A 17,923-nucleotide genomic window follows, 5' to 3' on the forward strand; every position below is an offset into this window, starting at 1 on the left:
CCACGGTCCCAGATAGCTATCAGACAGTGGCAGGACCGGATGGGACCATGGTCCCAGATAACCATCAGACAGTGGCAGGACCGGGTGGGACCACGGTCCCAGATAGCTATCAGACAGTGACAGGACCTGGTGGGACCATGGTCCCAGATAACCATCAGACAGTGGCAGGACCGGGTGAGACCACGGTCCCAGATAGCTATCAGACAGTGGCAGGACCGGGTGGGATCATGGTCCCAGATAACCATCTGACTACGACAGAAGTGCTTAGAACATTAGCAAGATTATGCATAATGTTAATAAATAATTATAGAAACAAATCTTTCAGAATTAACTTTTCAGTAGAAAAATAGTCTGGATGAAATAAGTCATCCAGACTAAAAATGGTCAACATAAGGAAAGAAAAAGTTGATATTGCAGGGTGCATTTAATAAAGAAGAAGACTTTTGCCTGAGTCTATTGTTTTTCTAAGTCTCTAAGAATACTTTCAATTTTCTCAATACAATCTGCAGATATGCGAGACCTATCTAGGTTAACAACAATTTTATCCCCCTTATACAAAGCCGACGCTCCTGGAGCAAACTGATGCCGAGAGCTTTGTACTCTTTTGTCTGAAGAAGTTTCCTTTAGGACCTCAGTTAGCAAGGATATAACTTCATCAGATTCGAACATAACTCCAGATTTTTTCTGGTCATGTAATAATTCAGTCTGTTGTAATAATTGTTTTTCTTTACCAGTAAATGATTTAAATAACAAATCGCCAGCTCGTGCAGATAACTCCCCTGGATGACTGAAAAGGGCAACAACAGTTTTAGGCAATCGAGCTGTATTTATGCAACGAGTAATAATTTTACGAGATATATTCTCAGCATCAGATAACGATGAGATGTTGCCGCCAAACTCATGTTCTAGCCGATACGCATAACGCTTACCACGCTCATACGCACTTGTTGGACGATAATCATTGCCAAGACGGGACAAAGCCTCCATCTGATCGTCATCAAGATCCCCCACCAAAACCCTGTAATCACAGGAAGTCAATATCGCTGCTTTACGCCGGCGACTTCCATCAGCGACTTCTATAAGTCCATCAACCCGACGTCCAAAAGCTGGATTTTGTTGACCTGTTAAAAGGAAAGAGGGTATCAAATCATCTAGGGAGTCCTCGGTCAGTAGCTCCTGATCTCGTTCATTACCCGACCAAATATAGGAAGCACTTTCAACAGTATCCCCTGGTATAGACTCAAGTATGAATTTGACATCTCGTCCACAAACGGGAAGTGTAATTGAATTTCCTCTGGCCATGGCGCCGACTCGAGCAATTAAAGAATCCACCATAGGAGCGGCCGAAGTAGTTGAAACATCAGTTTCAACCGGAGTAGTTGGACTTACTACATTTTTTGGAATGATAGGCGCACGTTTCATTATTTAATCTCCCAACGAGGCTTAATTAGGCGATCAAAAATTTCATTACAAACAGGTTCCCAAATTGAAAGCGCATTTCTCCATGCCCCAGTAGAAGAACGCTGATCAATAGCTTGTTCAAAAACCGTCCTCATCCGGATTTGTCCTTTACCGACTTCATCGGTTTCTCTGACAACATTTTTTAGTACCATACTGCCCCAAGCATCTCTTATCTGTTCTTCCATCCAAGGAGATTGTGAGCCATTATTATTACTGTACTTAGTCAAAAGAATTCTGAAATCTGGCTCAAAACCTTTTAGATCTACATTTTTAAGCAAATCACGAAGCATATCGAAGAACTGAAGGGCTGAAGTATAATCAAATAACTCAGCCGGTGTGGGAACGATTAAAACATCTGCAGCGCAGACAACATTAATAGTACCAATACCCAAGTTAGGAGCACTATCTATAACAATAACATCATAATCATGAGCAACTGTTTCTATAGCTAGACGAAGCATCAGATGTGGATCTGTTGGAAGCTTACCATCATCAAATTTCCCCATTAACTCCGTTTCTATTCGATGTAAAGCCAGACAGGAAGGAATGATATCAAGGCCAGGCCAGCATGTTGGTTTTATGGCATAGCTGGCATCATCTTTTTCGCCAAGATAGAAGGGGAGTAACGTGTCTTCAGCATGGATATGAAGATCTGGTACCCATCCATGATACATAGAGGCTGTACCCTGAGGATCATTGCCTTCTACCAACAATACACGTAAACCTTTCAGTGCAAGATCTTGTGCAAGATGTACGGAAACTGATGTTTTATATACTCCACCTTTATGAGCTGCGACACCAACCACAGGGGGAAAAGAATCATCAGGGCGACGTAAACGAGTACCAAAAACATCTCGCATGTGGTTAATTTGCTCAATGGTATAACCAACTCGCTGCTCAACTCGGCCTCGGGTCTCCATATCAGGATGGGGGAGGCGACTTGCTTTTTCGGCATCCCTGATAGCCTGAGATGATACACCAACTAAATCAGCAGCCTCGCCAATTCTCCAGCGACGTGTAATTTTTCTGGCTTCAGGGCTGTCATCGTTGAATTGTGCGATAGCTATTGCCTTTGTCATCTCATGACCAGCTGCTATGCACTGATTAAGCGTATCCATAAGTCCCATTTCAAATATCCTTCGTGATCAACTTTGCATTAATTAATTAAATCTTGAAATTTTGTGCAAAGCAACCAAAAAAATGCAAAGCAAAGACAAAACTGCAAAGTTGTTCACAAACCAATCACTTTACTACAGCACGGCAAGGAAAACTCACAATAGAGTTTTCCCATTAGCTAAACGTCAGACCTGCAATTACAGAAAGCCACTTTTCAGCATATCGGTGAGGTTCTGAGGGATTCCGGTGCCGCCAATATGATTGCAGGTTATATCGTTAAAATTGGCGTTCCCGGTGTACTGTTGCCTTTACTCCTGTCCACGCTTATCCGCCTTATCCAGGGGTCCGGTACCGCGGCCAGCATTACCGCTCCGATGATCGGTATACTGGGCGTTGACCCAATCATTGCCGGTCTGGGCTGTACGATTGGCTCTTTCATGTTCTCCTACTTTAACGATGCCTACTTCAGGGTTGTAAACCGTTCTCTGAGGGTTACCGAAGTACAGGAACAGACCCGGGTCTGGAGCATAACCTCAACCATATTATGGGCATTAGGCTCAGTCACGTTGCTGATTATAAACGCGGTATTTTTCTTAACAAGAATAGACAGTTACGATTCATTATTACATATCTGATGCGGAAACTACTCCTGTCGTGATACTGAAATAAAGCAAGAAGCACAGAACACAACAGACACCTTCCGGGGTGTCTGCTGTTCTTTACCAGGTGCGCCGCAAAACCTCGTCCTTCAAGGCCGTGGAGGATGTCAAAGCCCCGGACAGATCTTTTCATCAAGTCATGAATGACAGATTTCATACATTGGCTTTCAACATGGCCACCGCATCAGTCTCTGGCATCTGGAACTGTACCCTGTGCCATGCAACCACATCGAGTGCAAATACCTTCGTGTAGACTTCTGTCGAGCTTATCAATTTATATCCCATGAGCCCCCGAAATGGTCCGTCGCATCGAGGACGCCGCAGCAGCACTCATCGCGGCCGGCCCCCCGAAGCCGACTAACGTCTAGGTACGCGACCACCTCGGCGGTGGCTCCCTGGCCACTATTTCTCCGGCGATGCGCGCGTTCCGCGCCCGGCAGCGCGAACAGGCCCGGGAAGAAACCTTCCAGTTACCACCAGAGCTGCAACAGGCCGACCTGGAGCGCAACGCGGAGCTGGCGAAAGTGGCCGAACTGGAAAGCTAGCTGGCGGTGCTGCGTGAAGTGCAGGCAGAATCTGGCCGCCTGCAGCAGGGCATCCGGCAGTTGCGGGATGAGGCGCTGCCGCTGCGCGAGCAGGTAGCCCGCCTGACGGCAACCGGCGAGCACCTAGCAGCACAGCTGAAGGAAACGAAGGCAGAACTAAAGGGCGTTAGGGAAGAAAACCGCGCCCTGCAGGCTTAGCTGCTGGAGCTGGCCAGCCAGACGCTGGCAAAATATCTGATCGACGGCAGCAATCGTGACTGATGATAAAAAAGTGATAATTTAACTGCGGTTATATATCACAACACGACCTGACTTGCCGAACAGGAAGACAAAATATGGATTGTTTGTGCAGTACAAGAAATAACAAGTCTATGGCTTTTATCACACTGATACTCGTCACTTTTTGTGCCCAGGCAGATATTGCCGGGAGGGTCGTTCGTGTGCTGGATGGAGATACCATTGAAGTCTTGCAGAACAGCGGAGCACTCAGTCGGGTCAGACTGGCTGGTATTGATGCTCCCCCATTTGGACAGCGTTCACGCAGTCCCTGAGTGAGTTGGTGTCACAAAAATATGTCAGTATCACTGGCGAGGAATATGATCGATATGGCAGACTTCTGGGAACTGTCTGGTCAGGGCAAACTGATATCAATGCTGTCCAGTTGCAGAAGGGTATGGCATGGGCCTACAGATTCAAAGGACTGATTAGTATTTCAGAATATGAAAAAATAGAAAATGAGGCTAAAAAAAGTCGTGCTGGACTATGGTCTTCCCCGTCACAAACTGAACCCTGGTTATGGCGTAGGGGTCAACATAAAGTTGATAAATAATTAATAAATCCGACAGTGAATAAGTGAGTTAAAAATGACAGTGAAGCTGACACAAACCCGACTGGATAATTTAATTGATACACTCAATGCCCTTATTTGTGATGATAACTTGTTAAACAGTGAACAAAAAGAAAACATGGTAAGAACGGTTGCCACTCTGGGAGGTCTTGAAGAACGAATTCGGCAGATGACGGAGGCCAGAGAAGCGAAAAAAATAGCTAAGGCCGAAAAAGCAGAAAAGAAACCCCGCGAACCCGATCTGGTTTTCCCTCGTACAGGAAAGATCTGGACGGCTGACGATTTAGCACTGATCCATTCGATTATTGATGAACTACCGGATTCTGAAATCGATAATCACATACTCTGGCTGTCTGACAGGCAGGGGCGTACCCCTTATGCCATTGCTCTCAAGATTGTCTCGGAGGGCCGTCTTGATGAAGAGTGGGCTAAAAAATGGAAACCTGTTGCTAAGGAATTGCGTGAAAAATACAGTATTCAGCATGCAGATACTCAAAGTAAAAACAGTTAGCTGTGCAACATATATAAATTGACATTAAATTATTAAACTCAGGATCATATATCTATGAGTTATTATTAGTGATTAACAATGCTTAATATATAAATAATTCTAAATATAATTTTTAGAAAACACATTTTTAATAATGTGAGCTTATTAAAATACACATGACATTCATGAAAATTATAATTCCCTTACTGCTGATTGTAGTGAGTTCAGGGAGTGAAGAGGATGAATGAATTTCATACATTAAATATCTGCCTACAGAATAAGGACAGGAACGGTGCCATGAGAATATTACAGGACAAATCAGAGTTTGCCGTTCGTAAAATTCTGGAAAAAATCAAAGTCAAAGCAACATTACAAACTGGACGGCCTTTCTGGCTCTGGGTACAAAACTGGATTAACAGTACCTGTAAACATGAAAAATTACAAAGTGAACCTGCCTATGTTGAATCACAGGATAAATCCAGCGCCCCTGTTTCCGGTTGCAATGAATCCCGCAACTCTGGATGTAGTGAAGCTGGTCGCTCTGCTGGCCATGTTTGTGGATCACGTCAACACTCTGTTTCTGACAAATCCCGATCCTCTCCTTTATGCGTTCGGACGGATGGCCTTCCCACTATTCACACTCATCTGGGCGATGAATGTACAACGCACACCTGAACGTCTTCAGAAAAGAGCAAACAGGTTATGGCTGTGGGCGTTTATCACTCAGCCAGTCTTCAGTCTGGCTTTCCGCCATCACGAGCCGTGGTATGCGCTGAACATTCTGTTCGTTTTCGCGGGCGTTACACAGATGCTTGCCCTGAAGTACAAGTATGGGGAAAAAGGTATAATCAGTGGTGTACTGCTTCTTGCTTTAATGGTGTGGCCATTACAACCGGCAAGTTACGGCCTTGCCGGAATTATGCTGGCAACAGGGCTGGTATTAGTTTACTCCGGGCAGGGTTACTGGATGTACCGGCTCGGTATTATCGTATCCCTGCTGTCACTTTGCAGCCTGAATGATATTTCACATATACTTGGTCAGCCAGCTGACATCCTTTTGTTTGCCACACTCCCGACAGTATTCTTACCCCTGATGGTGATATCACTGGCAGCCAGTGTAAGCTCCGCTAACCGCTCGCGATTTATGCCTGCTCGTTTTTTTTACTTTGCCTATATAGGGCATCTTTTTATAGCGTTTCTTGCAGGTGCCTGATGGAAAGAAGATCCACAACAGTACACAGACCATCCTTATCCTTAAAGAGCCAGTAGGAATTTGTTCGCTATAGTTGGTTAGTGTCGTTGTAACAAATTAGCGGTATGAAGACTTCTGTATATAAATATTGCTGTGAATACATCAGTGCTCGCCGCAGTCCGGTGACCGGGTGTAAGCCCGCGAACCGGCGAGGAAGCGCAATAATACAGAAGCTGAAGGAAGCAGGTACGCACTGGAGTTACAGCAGGTGAACATTGTAGAACCATCTGAATTGCCTTGCTGCTCAGCAGGTTATCCACATATACAGTCATTCGATCCAGAAATAAGATCCTTAAAGCGATCCCTGTAAGATCCAAAGAAGATCCCGACACCTCTGAAGGCCGCGTCAGCATTGAGCCTGGAGCATGATCACATAAGCTGTAGCAGGTTAATCATAAGCTGTAACTGGTATAGAATAAGCTGTATCATGTACCGGATATGCTGTAATGAGCCAGTGATATAAACTACAGTGAGTATATCTCCTGAAAATTCATCAGGGCTGTGCATAAACTGAAGCCAGTTGTCTGGCGCTTTACAGGCCATAACATGAGAACAGTGGCTGATTTTAATCTGAAACTATCCACCGATCGGAGGCGCTCTGGACAAGGACAATCTGGACATTAAAAAGCTGTTTGAAGAGGTGGATAAATCCTCGGGTGAAGTGGTTACCCTTACGCCAAATGCAGCTAATACAGTGCAGCCTGTGGCACTGATGCGGCTTGGGGTGTTTGTTCCCACGCTTAAATCACTGAAAAACAGCAAAAAGAACACACTTTCACGTACTGATGCGACGGAAGAACTGACGCGTCTGTCTCTCGCCAGGGCCGAAGGGTTTGATAAGGTCGAGATCACTGGCCCCCGCCTGGATATGGATAATGACTTCAAGACCTGGGTAGGGGTGATCCATTCCTTTGCCCGGCATAAAGTTATCGGCGATAAAGTTGAGCTGCCGTTTGTCGAATTTGCCAAACTTTGCGGCATCCCCTCCAGTCAGTCATCACGTAAGCTTCGGGAGCGTATCAGCCCTTCACTCAAGCGTATTGCGGGTACAGTGATTTCGTTTTCCCGCACAACTGAGAAGCACACTAAAGAGTACATCACGCATCTGGTGCAGTCTGCTTACTATGATACGGAAAAAGATATCGTTCAGCTGCAGGCCGATCCACGCCTGTTTGAACTTTACCAGTTTGACCGGAAAGTCCTGCTGCAGCTCAAGGCCATCAACGCCCTAAAGCGCCGGGAGTCCGCTCAGGCCCTTTATACTTTTATAGAGAGTCTGCCGCGGGATCCGGCGCCGATATCACTGGCGCGTCTGCGGGCCCGTCTGAACCTGAAATCCCCTGTATTCTCACAGAACCAGACGGTGAGGCGTGCCATGGAGCAGCTCCGGGAGATTGGCTATCTGGATTACACTGAAATCCAGCGGGGACGTACAAAACTCTTCTGCATTCACTACCGCCGGCCCAAGTTAAAGCCTCCTCATGATGAGAGTGCGGAGAACCCGCAGCTGCCTGCCACTCCGGGTGATGTCAGTCCGGAGATGGCTGAGAAACTGAAACTCCTCGAGAAGCTGGGCATTACGCTTGATGACCTGGAAAAACTCTTCAAATCCCGCTGAACATAAGCTGTGATGAGAGAAACCCATACCGGAAGCATATCCTTCCTGATCCACAATCTCAGTCAGAATGACATGCCTGTTACTTCCGAGTCCTGCGGGCCTGTCGTGCCCACCATAAACCTGCATCTGCTCACTATAGCTTATGTTGCTTGCTACAGTTTATTTCACTCACTACAGCTTATCTTCGGGACGATTTACTCACCACAGCTTATATAAACTGTGGTGAGTGACGTTGTCACGTAAGAGGGGGAAGTGTCCGGAGGATTTGCGCGGCATCATGCCCGTCACCGGTGAACGGCACGGCCAGTGTGGCCGCCATATCCAGCGCGAACACCCGGGTATAAACCTCCATGGAGCGCGGATCCTTGTGACCGGCCAGTGCCTGAATAACCTTCCGGGGCTGGCGATGATAGAGCATGTGCATGATATAGCTGTGCCGGAAAGTATGGGGGGTCACCGGAATTGAAAAATGGACCCCGTCAGCTTCGGCCCGCTTCACGGCCTGCTTCAACCAGTTACGCATGGTTTCATCGGTGACGGCCCACAGCGGTTCGCGCCGGCGGGGGCGGGTCGTGACCATCCAGCTCGCCATCTGCCTGACATAGCTTATATCGGTCAGTGGTACCAGACGGACCTCATCTTTCGGCGGGCGTCCGCGTCGCGCACGCACTTTTTCAGACAGCACCCGCACAAAGGGTCGCAGCCCGTCGAGATCAAATGACTCCGGGGTCAGCGTTCGGGCTTCTCCGATACGGATGCCAGTGTTCCACATGGTGGCAAACAGCATGTGATGCCGCTGGTCGGGCATATACCAGAGGAGGGCACTGACTTCCGGCGCCAGCAGGTAGGCCGGGGTGGCGCCGGTGGAGGTAGCCATGCGTCGTAATGCCACGGCGGTCGCAAAATCAACGCCCGGGGCGATCGGCAACAACGAAACGCGTTCTGGTGAATTCTGCAGGGGAATGACGTTGTTCATCAGTTATTTTTCACGTAGCGCACGCACTGTCTATGGATACAGGTATTTTGCACCTGACCGGCCGATCCTGCCATGACAATAAATCGCAGCGCGCGGATCCTTTTATTGTCTTATCCCGCATTATTGCGGGTAAAGCCAAATGCGTAAAGGATCCTTTTTCAACATAGATCCACGTTAAAGCCAGTCATGACGCGGCCTGAGGGCTGTTTTACGGTTTTTGGGAGAAATGGGGTAATGCCAGGACAAACAGGATTGAACCAAAAAAGGGAAGGGAGCAAAGAAGGAAAGGATGCGCTACGTTAATTCTGGAGAGGATCCCATAGGAATCTTGTCAGTCTTCACGTAGAGCGCTGTAGTTACTCAATGCTTTTAGTAAATTATCCGGATAGTCGATACCTTAAATTTACTCTTAAATAGTGCATTTTTCACATGAAATATCACAAATTATTTTTATTATATTTAGTGTATGTCATGTAGAGCTTCTCAAATTTTTGATTTTAAAATTGATACTTTGTTATCGATTATGGAGTGACTACCCCTATTATAATTGAAACGTATTCTGGAGTTATATCTTTTTACTGTTTAGTGACTATGGCATTCTGCTCTCATCAATAAATATCTATAAGATGTAAGGCTACTTGGATAAGGTGTTAAAGTCTGTGTTACTTCCTCAATCAATCAAAAAAAGAAAAGGTATTCTTGCCATTGGTGCACATCCTGATGATATCGAACTGGGGTGTGGTGCGTCCCTTGCTCGTCTTGCGAAGAATGGCGTTTACATTACTGCTGTAGTAATGACTCCCGGCAAATCAGGCGCAGATAAAATTATTGATCGTCATCAGGAATCACGTGAGGCATTAAAGATTTTAGGTTGCCAGCAAACCATTCATCTTGATTTTACTGATACTCGTGCCCATTTGGAACTCAATGGAATGATTCGTGCGCTGGAAAACATCATTCATCATGAAATTCCATCGGAAGTTGAAATTAGGCGAGTATATACTATGCACAATGCTGATCGTCATCAGGATCACGCAGCGGTTTATCAGGCTTCGATGGTTGCTTGCCGCTCGATTCCACAAATTCTCGGCTATGAAACACCAAGCACATGGATGTCATTTATGCCCCAAGTTTTTGAGTTAGTAGGAGAAGATGATTTCAATTTAAAACTTAAAGCCCTAAGTAAACATAAAAGTCAGAGCAAACGTGATTATATGCGTTCTGAACGTCTACGTGCTGTCGCGCAATTTCGTGGACAACAAATTAATAGTAATTATGGGGAAGGTTTTGTTGTTCACAAAATGATCTTATGAGTATTCTTAATGAAAACTATCGTTTTTTTATCAATGGCTGTAGCAATATTGTTATGGTTTCTTAGTACATTAAGACAAAAACCAAGTCAAAAAAAAGGATGTGTTGATGCTGTTATCCCTGCTTATAACGAAGGACCTTGTTTAGAGCGAACATTAGAAAATCTTTTGCGAAATCCTTATTTTAGCAAGGTGATTTGTGTAAATGATGGCTCCACTGATAATACCGCAGAAGTAATGAAAACCGTAAAGCAAAAATGGGGGGAGCGTTTTATTGCTATTACACAAAAAAATACAGGTAAAGGTGGGGCGTTGATGAATGGTCTTAATTATGTTACTTGCGAGCAGGTTTTTTTTAGTGATGCAGATACTTACGTTCCGCCTGATAGCAATGGTATAGGGTATATGCTGGCAGAAATTGAGCGCGGCGCAGATGCTGTAGGTGGTGTTCCTTCTACGGCATTAAAAGGTGCGGGTTTTCTACCCCATATCAGAGCCACTGTTAAGTTACCAATGATTGTCATGAAGCGAACATTACAGCAGATTCTTGGAGGAGCTCCATTTATTATAAGTGGTGCATGCGGCATGTTCCGAACGGATGTTTTGCGTAAGTTTGGCTTCTCTGATCGGACAAAAGTAGAGGATCTAGATCTCACCTGGACGCTCGTTGCCAATGGCTATTGTGTACGTCAGGTTAATCGCTGTGTTGTATATCCGCAAGAGTGCAACAACATAGGTGATGAGTGGCGCCGTTGGAGGCGCTGGATTATTGGTTATGCTGTATGCATGAGGTTGCATAAATCACTATTATTTAGCCGCTTCGGTATATTCAGTATTTTTCCTATGGTTATGGTAGTGCTTTATGGCGTTGGAATTTATCTGGTTACCTGGATTAATGAGTTTCAAGTTGCTGGAGCATATGGAATCATAAAAGCTATATTTCCATTTATTTGGATTGGTGTGGTTTGCCTAATTGGTACCTTTAGTGCTTGGTTTCATCGTTGTTGGTTATTAGTACCATTAGCACCACTCTCTGTTTTATATGTACTATTAGCCTACTCTATCTGGATTATTTATGGATTTATTGCCTTTTTTACTGGACGTGAACCCCAAAGAGATAAGCCCACACGCTATTCAGCCTTGGTGGAAACGAAAGAAATTAATTCCCAATCAACTTCCCCAAGAAGTGAAAAGTTTTCTGAAAATTGATACCAAAGAGAAGAATATTCAAATTGTTGATAATGTCATTATCGATGAAAGTGCAGGATATGTTGTTATTGGTGCCAATACACGAATTTGCCACGGGGCTGTTATTCAAGGACCTGTTGTGATTGGTGCTAACTGTCTGATTGGTAATTATTCATTCATTCGCCCAGGTACAGTGATTAGCAATAGTGTAAAAGTCGGGTTTGCAACAGAAATTAAAAACTCGGTTATTGAATCCGAAGTGACAATTGGGCCGCAATGCTTTATTGCTGACTCGGTTGTTGGAGAACATGCTTATTTAGGTGCACAGGTACGTACCAGTAATCATCGTTTGGATGAGCAGGTAGTATCTGTTCGCATTAGGGAAGATACTATAATCACTGGGTGCTATAAACTGGGGTGCTATATCGGTCAGCGCTCACGACTTGGAGTACAGGTAGTTATTTTACCGGGTCGAATCATTGCTCCGGATACTCAACTTGGCCCACGCATTATAGTGGAACGTAACTTAGCTTCCGGAAATTATTCTCTCCGGCAAGAGCTTATTCGTACAGGTGATTAAAATGAGAAAACAAGTCTTTTTGATGGTAAGTATTTTTAGTTCATTACCAGCGTATGCCGGAGTAACATCAATTACTACAGGTTATGACTTTATCGATTATTCTGGTAACCATGGCAAGCGCAATATAGCATATGCTGAAATGGTCGCAAATATTGAAAGATCAACATTGCTTTTAAATATTTCTCAGGGCCAACGCGATTATGGAGCTGAACGTTTCAATGCGACGAGGGGCCAAAGCGCTGTATGGTATAAATGGAATAACTGGCTGACAACACGTACAGGTATAGCCTTTGCTGATAATACCCCTGTCTTTGCGCGAAAGGATTTTCGTCAGGATATTAATCTGAGGCTGCTACCAAAAACAGTGTTCACCACTGGATATCGTTATACAAAATATTATGATGATGCTGAGGTTAATTCATGGCAGGGAGGGATTGGCCTCTATGTTGGTCAATTTATAGCTAGCTATCGTTACACTCATTATGATTCAAGTCATACGGGAGGCAGTTATAATAATATGGTCTCCCTTCGTCTGAAAGACTCACGTGGTGATGGTTATACTCAATTATGGTTGAGTCGTGGCACAGGGGCTTATGTCTATGACTGGTCTCCTGAGACCCTAAACGGAAATATGAAAAACATAAGCCTCCAACGTATCCAGCCACTTACAGAGTATCTTAATCTGGGATTGACGGCAGGTAAAAGTTGGTACGATACACCAACCAGTGAATACAGTGGATTACAACTTACAGCCCATCTTTCTTGGAAGTTCTGACTTTTCCATTATGAGGGATCTGGTGACTCTTTCGTTATTAATTAATCCACTTAAAAGGTGTTTACGATGTGAATTTTAATAGTAAAGTACTGTATCATGAAGGAGTTAAAGTAATATCAAACTTGTCCTGAGTTACAGATATTTATTTCTCTTGGTAACTTTTTCCATTATTATACTCTGCATAATGTCTGTTCTATTTATAGGTTTGATGAAGTTATTCGTTATTTATGCTCAATCGTGTCCTAAATGGTACTATCCCCAAATGTAGCTGGCTTAGTTATGACAAGAATTTATGGGGTGTTGTAACAGTACAGTATACCAGAATTACTTTCGTTGTAGAGTTAAACTGGAAGTTCTACGATAATGTCAATGGACTATGCAGAAATTATAATTCTACTGCATAATCTCAATACAACTTAGGGGCTTTTCCTTCAGCCCCTGTTAACCTTGTTGTCTTTTATTACATTGTACATCACCGAATCTCTGTGCAGTAGCAATATATACACCTTCCTGTTGTAAGCAATATCTTCGCCAAAATGTGATATTTCTCAAATTTCAGGCCATACAATATTTCAGAACTATATACTATATGGATAGTGGTACTCGTCGAGTTTTCGTGAACAATTGAGCAGAAGATTTTATGACCAAGGAGTTTTTCAGGTCTGGTAATAACAGGAGTCCGTACCTCCAGATGCTTCTATTTAGGATTTATTACTTGTGTTGTAAATTACAGCTTGCATTTTGAGGTGATGAGAATTATCTGTCCTGTCACATTTTATTGAGATAAGACAGCGAGGAATTCTTATCTCAGAATCCGTTACATAGGATATATGTGACAATTTCTATTTTATCAGCAACTTCATGGTGTATCTTCTCCCGAAGAGAGAAAAACTTGAGCATTTATTCAACAAAGCCGTTAGAGTTATGAACAAATGATTTGAATTTATTTATATTGTTCTGTTTGGATAACGGAAAACTATCTTTTATATAGCTGGTAATGCTTCATAAGGATTTGACAAAAAAGATGATATAAAAGTAACTTTTTAGTTTTGGTTTGTTGGTTATTAGCTCTGGGTTCTTTTTACAAAAGGCATTTAACGATATAATTATAACTATATCAAGTATAAGTATTGTTACCTATAATCAGTTAAATAATAATGTGAAGGGCGCAGAGTTATTGGTTTTATTTCTGCCGTACCTTAGCTTTATGCGTTTTATGTTATGTGTTAGTTAAAAAAGATGGATTGAGGTTTTATTTTATGAAGAAAAGTTTAGTAGCTGGTGTTGTAGCTATGGCGATGTTTTCTTTTGGTGCCCAAGCTAACGGTCAGGGTGTTGTTAACTTCAAAGGCACTGTAATTGATGCTCCATGCGGCATTGCATCTGAATCAGCAGATCAAACTATTGATTTTGGTCAGATTTCTAAAGCACATCTGGAGGCCAATGGTATTTCGGTCAAGAAAGATCTGGATATTAAACTTGTTAACTGCACTCTGGCCAAGCCGGGTGCGCCGGGTGGTAACCCAGGAGCTTTTAAAACCGTGCAAGTTGCGTTCACTGGTACGACTGTAGGTGCTCAGAAAGATGAATTAGGTACTTCTGGTAACACTGGTACAGCCATTGTTGTGTCTGAGGCAGGTGGCAAGTTGGTTAAATTTGACGGAACTGCCGGTGATCCCAGCAATCTTAAGGAAGGTGATACCACTCTGCGCTATAGTACTTGGGTCAAAAAAGCTACCGGTGGTACACTGAGTGAAGGTGATTTCTCCGCCGTTGCTAACTTTAACCTGACCTACCAATAATAATTAGCGATCGCTTCTTATATAATAAAAAGCAGAGCTATTTATAGTTCTGCTTTTATTAGAAATGGAATATCAAAATGAACTGGCGCTTTGCTTTTATTGTAACGATATTCTGGAGTTCAGTATTGCATGCTACCTCCTCATTACCTTTCCCTCCATCGGGGATGACATTACCAGAATATTGGGGAGAAGAGCATGTGTGGTGGCATGGTCGTGCAAATTTTAAAGGTCAGGTCATTATGCCTGCCTGTACGTTAGCGATGGAGGATACGTATCAGGTAATCGAAATGGGAGAAACGCCTGTACGGGATTTACAGAACAGTAGTCTTGGAGTGGAAAAAAATTTTCGCCTGAGGTTACGTAATTGCGAACTGGCAGGTACTGGAAAGCGAGTTTATACGGCTAGTCGTGTGCGTGTAACTTTTGAGGGGGGGCATGGTGAAACTCCCGATAAATTCTTATTACTAGGAAGTGCTCAGGGCGTAAGCTTACAAATACTGGACAAGCAAGGTTATCCGGCTAAATCTGGAAAGGTAATGCCCCCGTTATTATTGAATGGGAATGAGGATGAATTTGATTATACCTTACGACTTGTCCGTAACGAATATCCACTAAAACCAGGGAGTTATTATTCCGTATTGCGGTTTAAGGTCGATTACGAATAATGGCTTAATTGTATTTCATTTAGCATATCCATGTTTTATTTCCTCGGTGTTGGAGGAGTATGGCTTTCGTTTGTCGGAATTACTCTGATTCGTGTTAAAAGTGATGATTGATAATGGCGAAGAATAATTATTTTACCGTTAATAACATTACCTGTGCGTTGATGTTTTCACTATCGAGTGTGCCGACTTACGCTGTAGACTTTAATACTGATGTTTTGGATGCGGTAGACAGAAAAAATATTGATATTTCTCGGTTCTCGCAAGTTGGATATATTATGCCCGGGCAGTATCAAATGGAATTAATCGTAAATGGGCGAGGCGTTTCACCCACAGCGTTTTCTGTAACATTTCTGGAGCGTCCAACACAAGGAAAAGACGCAGAGCAGTCATTACCTCAACCATGCTTGACGCCTGAAATGGTTAACAGAATGGGGTTAACTGAAGAATCTCAGGAGAAAGTTACCTACTGGAACAATGAACAGTGTGCTGATTTGAGCCTTTTGCTGGGGGTCGAAATTCGCCCAAATACGGCACAAGGTATGCTTCACATTAACATGCCACAGGCGTGGCTGGAGTACACTGATGCGTCTTGGTTACCGCCATCACAATGGGATGATGGTATTCCTGGATTGTTGTTTGACTATAACATTAACGGGACAGTAAACAAGCCACACCAAGGGGGGCAATCTCAGTCACTCAGTTATTACGGAACAACAGGCATCAACGCTGGGGCATGGCGTTTACGCGGGGATTACCAGGGTAATCTTAACCATACTACCGGTAATGCAGGAGGGACGGAGAGTCAGTTCACCTGGACTCGATTTTACATGTACCGTGCACTCCCACGCTGGCGTGCTAACTTGACGCTGGGTGAAAATTACATTAATTCAGATATCTTCAGTCCTTGGCGATATATCGGTGCCAGTCTGGAAAGCGATGATCGCATGTTACCGCCAAAACTACGTGGCTATGCACCACAGATTACGGGGGTTGCCAATACGAATGCCCGTGTTGTGATCTCGCAACAGAATCGAATTATTTATGATTCAACTGTCCCGGCTGGACCATTTTCGATCCAAGATTTGGATAGTTCTGTTCGTGGACGCCTTGATGTAGAAGTTATTGAGCAGGATGGTCGAAAGCAAACATTTCAGGTAGATACGGCGTATGTGCCCTATCTTACCCGACCAGGTCAAATTCGCTATAAACTTGTATCAGGGCGTTCGCGTAATTATGAACACACTATGGAAGGCCCTGTTTTTATATCCGGCGAAGCATCATGGGGAATCGGTAATAAATGGTCTCTCTATGGCGGCAGCATTTTTTCGGAAGATTATAACTCCCTAGCTGTTGGTCTCGGTCGTGATCTTAATGAATTTGGTACTCTATCTACGGATGTTACCCAATCCGTGGCTCGACTGGAGGATGAAACAAAACAAGGTAAGTCTTGGCGTTTAAGTTATTCAAAACGTTTTGATGATATAAATTCAGATATCACATTTGCAGGGTATCGTTTCTCTGAGCGTAACTATATGACCATGGAACAATACCTTGACGCCCGTTATCGTAATGATTTCACGAGACGTGAAAAGGAGATGTATACCGTTACGTTTAATAAGAACTTCGTAGACTCAAATACATCCGTTAACCTGCAGTACAGCCATCAGACATACTGGGATCAGAAAATGTCTGATTATTATATGGTGTCAATAAACAGATATTTCGATGCTGCAGGATTAAAAAATGTTTCTTTGGGACTGTCCGCCTCCCGTTCGAAATACCAGAACTACGACAACGATTCGGTATTTCTACGGTTGTCCATTCCTTGGGGAAGCACAACATTTAATTATGGCAGCAGTATGAGTAACGACCGTTACACTAACACCTTAGGGTACAGCGGTACCCTGGATGGTGGGTTAAGTAGCTACTCGTTGAACGCAGGTATAAGCAATGGTAACAGCTTACCTTCTCAAACACAGATGAGTGGGTTCTTTAGCCATAATAGCCCACTGGCTAATATTGCAGCTAATTTTTCAACAGTGCAGAACGGTTATACCTCATTTGGGGTGAGTGCTTCAGGTGGTGCAACGATTACAACACAGGGGGCAGCCTTGCATGCGGGAGGTATGAATGGTAGCACCCGCTTACTTGTCGATACTGACGGTGTTGGAGGAGTTCCCGTCGATGGTGGTCGAGTTTTGACCAACGATTGGGGTGTTGGTGTTGTGACAAATGTGAGCAGTTATTATCGTAATACTACCTCAGTTGATATGAAGAAGTTACCAGCAGATATCGAGGCTCGTCGTTCTGTGGTGGAATCAGTCCTGACCGAGGGGGCAATAGGATATCGTAAATTTGAAGTTCTAAAGGGGAATCGCTTGTTTGCCGTGTTGCGTATGGCTGATAGCAGTTATCCACCCTTTGGTGCAAGCGTGATGAATGCTAAAGGTCGTGAACTGGGAATAGTCGCAGACAGTGGACTTTCATGGTTAAGTGGGGTAACCCCAGGAGAAAGATTGAATGTGAGTTGGGGGGGTAAAATACAGTGCGTCGTAGATATTACGGAGAAGCTAAATCCGGACCAACAATTACTGTTGCCATGTAGAAAGGTATAGAATTCCGTTATTCACTCGGAGTAT

Annotated in this window: 18 protein-coding genes and 2 pseudogenes; 15 read left to right on the top strand and 5 right to left on the bottom strand. The window is 43.9% G+C overall.

The features are described 5' to 3' along the window. Nucleotides 1-453: 453 nt before the first annotated feature. Nucleotides 454-1,422: a ParB/RepB/Spo0J family plasmid partition protein gene (locus BZK42_RS23840; RefSeq protein ID WP_080860531.1), complete on the bottom strand. Its 969-nt coding sequence runs from the start codon at nucleotides 1,420-1,422 to the stop codon at nucleotides 454-456. Next, complete coding sequence (gene sopA / locus BZK42_RS23845; RefSeq protein ID WP_080860532.1) at nucleotides 1,422-2,588, bottom strand: plasmid-partitioning protein SopA; 1,167 nt, start codon at nucleotides 2,586-2,588, stop codon at nucleotides 1,422-1,424. The genes BZK42_RS23840 and sopA overlap by 1 nt, the downstream gene beginning before the upstream one ends. 222 nt (nucleotides 2,589-2,810) lie before the next feature. On the opposite strand from sopA, the gene BZK42_RS23850 reads away from it, so the two are divergent. After that, nucleotides 2,811-3,212, top strand: coding sequence for a GntT/GntP/DsdX family permease (locus BZK42_RS23850; RefSeq protein WP_282958086.1), 402 nt, complete (start codon nucleotides 2,811-2,813; stop codon nucleotides 3,210-3,212). A gap of 177 nt (nucleotides 3,213-3,389) precedes the next feature. On the opposite strand, the pseudogene BZK42_RS28980 reads toward BZK42_RS23850, so the two are convergent. Beyond that, nucleotides 3,390-3,530, bottom strand: a pseudogene (locus tag BZK42_RS28980) (phage integrase family protein); the annotation flags it as partial. Between the two features lie 86 nt (nucleotides 3,531-3,616). On the opposite strand from BZK42_RS28980, the pseudogene BZK42_RS29370 reads away from it, so the two are divergent. From BZK42_RS29370 to BZK42_RS23880, 7 genes and pseudogenes are all read left to right on the top strand, one after another. Further along, nucleotides 3,617-3,781: pseudogene (locus BZK42_RS29370) on the top strand (DNA-binding protein); the annotation flags it as partial. Between the two features lie 6 nt (nucleotides 3,782-3,787). Continuing rightward, nucleotides 3,788-3,979 carry a hypothetical protein gene (locus BZK42_RS29375; RefSeq protein ID WP_249025160.1) on the top strand — a complete coding sequence of 64 codons (192 nt, stop codon included), beginning with the start codon at nucleotides 3,788-3,790 and terminating at the stop codon, nucleotides 3,977-3,979. Nucleotides 3,980-4,152: 173 nt separating this feature from the next. Beyond that, complete coding sequence (locus tag BZK42_RS29765; protein WP_428839383.1) at nucleotides 4,153-4,332, top strand: thermonuclease family protein; 180 nt, start codon at nucleotides 4,153-4,155, stop codon at nucleotides 4,330-4,332. A gap of 8 nt (nucleotides 4,333-4,340) precedes the next feature. Further along, nucleotides 4,341-4,610 carry a thermonuclease family protein gene (locus BZK42_RS29770; protein WP_428839384.1) on the top strand — a complete coding sequence of 90 codons (270 nt, stop codon included), beginning with the start codon at nucleotides 4,341-4,343 and terminating at the stop codon, nucleotides 4,608-4,610. 34 nt (nucleotides 4,611-4,644) lie between these two features. Beyond that, complete coding sequence (locus BZK42_RS23870; protein ID WP_080860534.1) at nucleotides 4,645-5,139, top strand: hypothetical protein; 495 nt, start codon at nucleotides 4,645-4,647, stop codon at nucleotides 5,137-5,139. Between the two features lie 436 nt (nucleotides 5,140-5,575). Beyond that, nucleotides 5,576-6,331 (top strand): TraX family protein, encoded by a 756-nt coding sequence (locus tag BZK42_RS23875; RefSeq protein ID WP_143329742.1) that lies wholly within the window; start codon nucleotides 5,576-5,578, stop codon nucleotides 6,329-6,331. Between the two features lie 667 nt (nucleotides 6,332-6,998). Continuing rightward, the gene (locus tag BZK42_RS23880) at nucleotides 6,999-7,988 is read left to right on the top strand and encodes a RepB family plasmid replication initiator protein (protein ID WP_143329737.1); all 990 of its coding nucleotides are present in this window, start codon (nucleotides 6,999-7,001) and stop codon (nucleotides 7,986-7,988) included. 235 nt (nucleotides 7,989-8,223) lie between these two features. Here the strand turns inward: BZK42_RS23880 and BZK42_RS23885 are convergent, their stop codons facing one another. Next, a complete protein-coding gene (locus tag BZK42_RS23885) occupies nucleotides 8,224-8,964 on the bottom strand; it encodes a tyrosine-type recombinase/integrase (RefSeq protein ID WP_022652310.1) in 741 nt (246 codons plus the stop codon). Between the two features lie 174 nt (nucleotides 8,965-9,138). Beyond that, entirely contained in the window at nucleotides 9,139-9,255 is a 117-nt protein-coding gene (locus BZK42_RS29775) for a hypothetical protein (RefSeq protein ID WP_428839385.1), read from the bottom strand. 347 nt (nucleotides 9,256-9,602) lie between these two features. Here BZK42_RS29775 and BZK42_RS23890 point away from each other — a divergent pair, with 347 nt between their 5' ends. The 7 genes from BZK42_RS23890 (at nucleotide 9,603) to BZK42_RS23920 (ending at nucleotide 17,899) form a co-directional block, all read left to right on the top strand. Continuing rightward, nucleotides 9,603-10,277: a PIG-L deacetylase family protein gene (locus BZK42_RS23890; RefSeq protein ID WP_080860537.1), complete on the top strand. Its 675-nt coding sequence runs from the start codon at nucleotides 9,603-9,605 to the stop codon at nucleotides 10,275-10,277. A gap of 9 nt (nucleotides 10,278-10,286) precedes the next feature. Beyond that, nucleotides 10,287-11,483, top strand: a complete 1,197-nt coding sequence (locus BZK42_RS23895; RefSeq protein ID WP_080860539.1) for a glycosyltransferase family 2 protein — start codon at nucleotides 10,287-10,289, stop codon at nucleotides 11,481-11,483. Next, the gene (locus BZK42_RS23900) at nucleotides 11,461-12,042 is read left to right on the top strand and encodes an LbetaH domain-containing protein (protein ID WP_080860542.1); all 582 of its coding nucleotides are present in this window, start codon (nucleotides 11,461-11,463) and stop codon (nucleotides 12,040-12,042) included. Before BZK42_RS23895 ends, BZK42_RS23900 begins: the two co-directional genes overlap by 23 nt. 1 nt (nucleotide 12,043) lies before the next feature. Beyond that, nucleotides 12,044-12,817: a YaiO family outer membrane beta-barrel protein gene (locus BZK42_RS23905; RefSeq protein WP_080860545.1), complete on the top strand. Its 774-nt coding sequence runs from the start codon at nucleotides 12,044-12,046 to the stop codon at nucleotides 12,815-12,817. A gap of 1,259 nt (nucleotides 12,818-14,076) precedes the next feature. Further along, nucleotides 14,077-14,619, top strand: coding sequence for a fimbrial protein (locus BZK42_RS23910; protein WP_080860547.1), 543 nt, complete (start codon nucleotides 14,077-14,079; stop codon nucleotides 14,617-14,619). Nucleotides 14,620-14,696: 77 nt separating this feature from the next. Then, complete coding sequence (locus tag BZK42_RS23915) at nucleotides 14,697-15,284, top strand: fimbrial protein (RefSeq protein WP_080860550.1); 588 nt, start codon at nucleotides 14,697-14,699, stop codon at nucleotides 15,282-15,284. Nucleotides 15,285-15,397: 113 nt separating this feature from the next. Further along, a complete protein-coding gene (locus tag BZK42_RS23920; RefSeq protein WP_080860552.1) occupies nucleotides 15,398-17,899 on the top strand; it encodes a fimbria/pilus outer membrane usher protein in 2,502 nt (833 codons plus the stop codon). Nucleotides 17,900-17,923: the final 24 nt, after the last annotated feature.

The organism is Citrobacter braakii, assembly GCF_002075345.1.
Lineage (GTDB): Bacteria > Pseudomonadota > Gammaproteobacteria > Enterobacterales > Enterobacteriaceae > Citrobacter > Citrobacter braakii.

What these genes read in the sequence shown, in the direction of transcription:
- BZK42_RS23840 (WP_080860531.1), bottom strand. Translation starts at nt 1,422, where the DNA reads ATGAAACGTGCGCCTATCATTCCAAAAAATGTAGTAAGTCCAACTACT.
- sopA (WP_080860532.1), bottom strand. Translation starts at nt 2,588, where the DNA reads ATGGGACTTATGGATACGCTTAATCAGTGCATAGCAGCTGGTCATGAG.
- BZK42_RS29765 (WP_428839383.1), top strand. Translation starts at nt 4,153, where the DNA reads ATGGCTTTTATCACACTGATACTCGTCACTTTTTGTGCCCAGGCAGAT.
- BZK42_RS23870 (WP_080860534.1), top strand. Translation starts at nt 4,645, where the DNA reads ATGACAGTGAAGCTGACACAAACCCGACTGGATAATTTAATTGATACA.
- BZK42_RS23875 (WP_143329742.1), top strand. Translation starts at nt 5,576, where the DNA reads ATGTTGAATCACAGGATAAATCCAGCGCCCCTGTTTCCGGTTGCAATG.
- BZK42_RS23885 (WP_022652310.1), bottom strand. Translation starts at nt 8,964, where the DNA reads ATGAACAACGTCATTCCCCTGCAGAATTCACCAGAACGCGTTTCGTTG.
- BZK42_RS23895 (WP_080860539.1), top strand. Translation starts at nt 10,287, where the DNA reads ATGAAAACTATCGTTTTTTTATCAATGGCTGTAGCAATATTGTTATGG.
- BZK42_RS23905 (WP_080860545.1), top strand. Translation starts at nt 12,044, where the DNA reads ATGAGAAAACAAGTCTTTTTGATGGTAAGTATTTTTAGTTCATTACCA.
- BZK42_RS23910 (WP_080860547.1), top strand. Translation starts at nt 14,077, where the DNA reads ATGAAGAAAAGTTTAGTAGCTGGTGTTGTAGCTATGGCGATGTTTTCT.
- BZK42_RS23915 (WP_080860550.1), top strand. Translation starts at nt 14,697, where the DNA reads ATGAACTGGCGCTTTGCTTTTATTGTAACGATATTCTGGAGTTCAGTA.
- BZK42_RS23920 (WP_080860552.1), top strand. Translation starts at nt 15,398, where the DNA reads ATGGCGAAGAATAATTATTTTACCGTTAATAACATTACCTGTGCGTTG.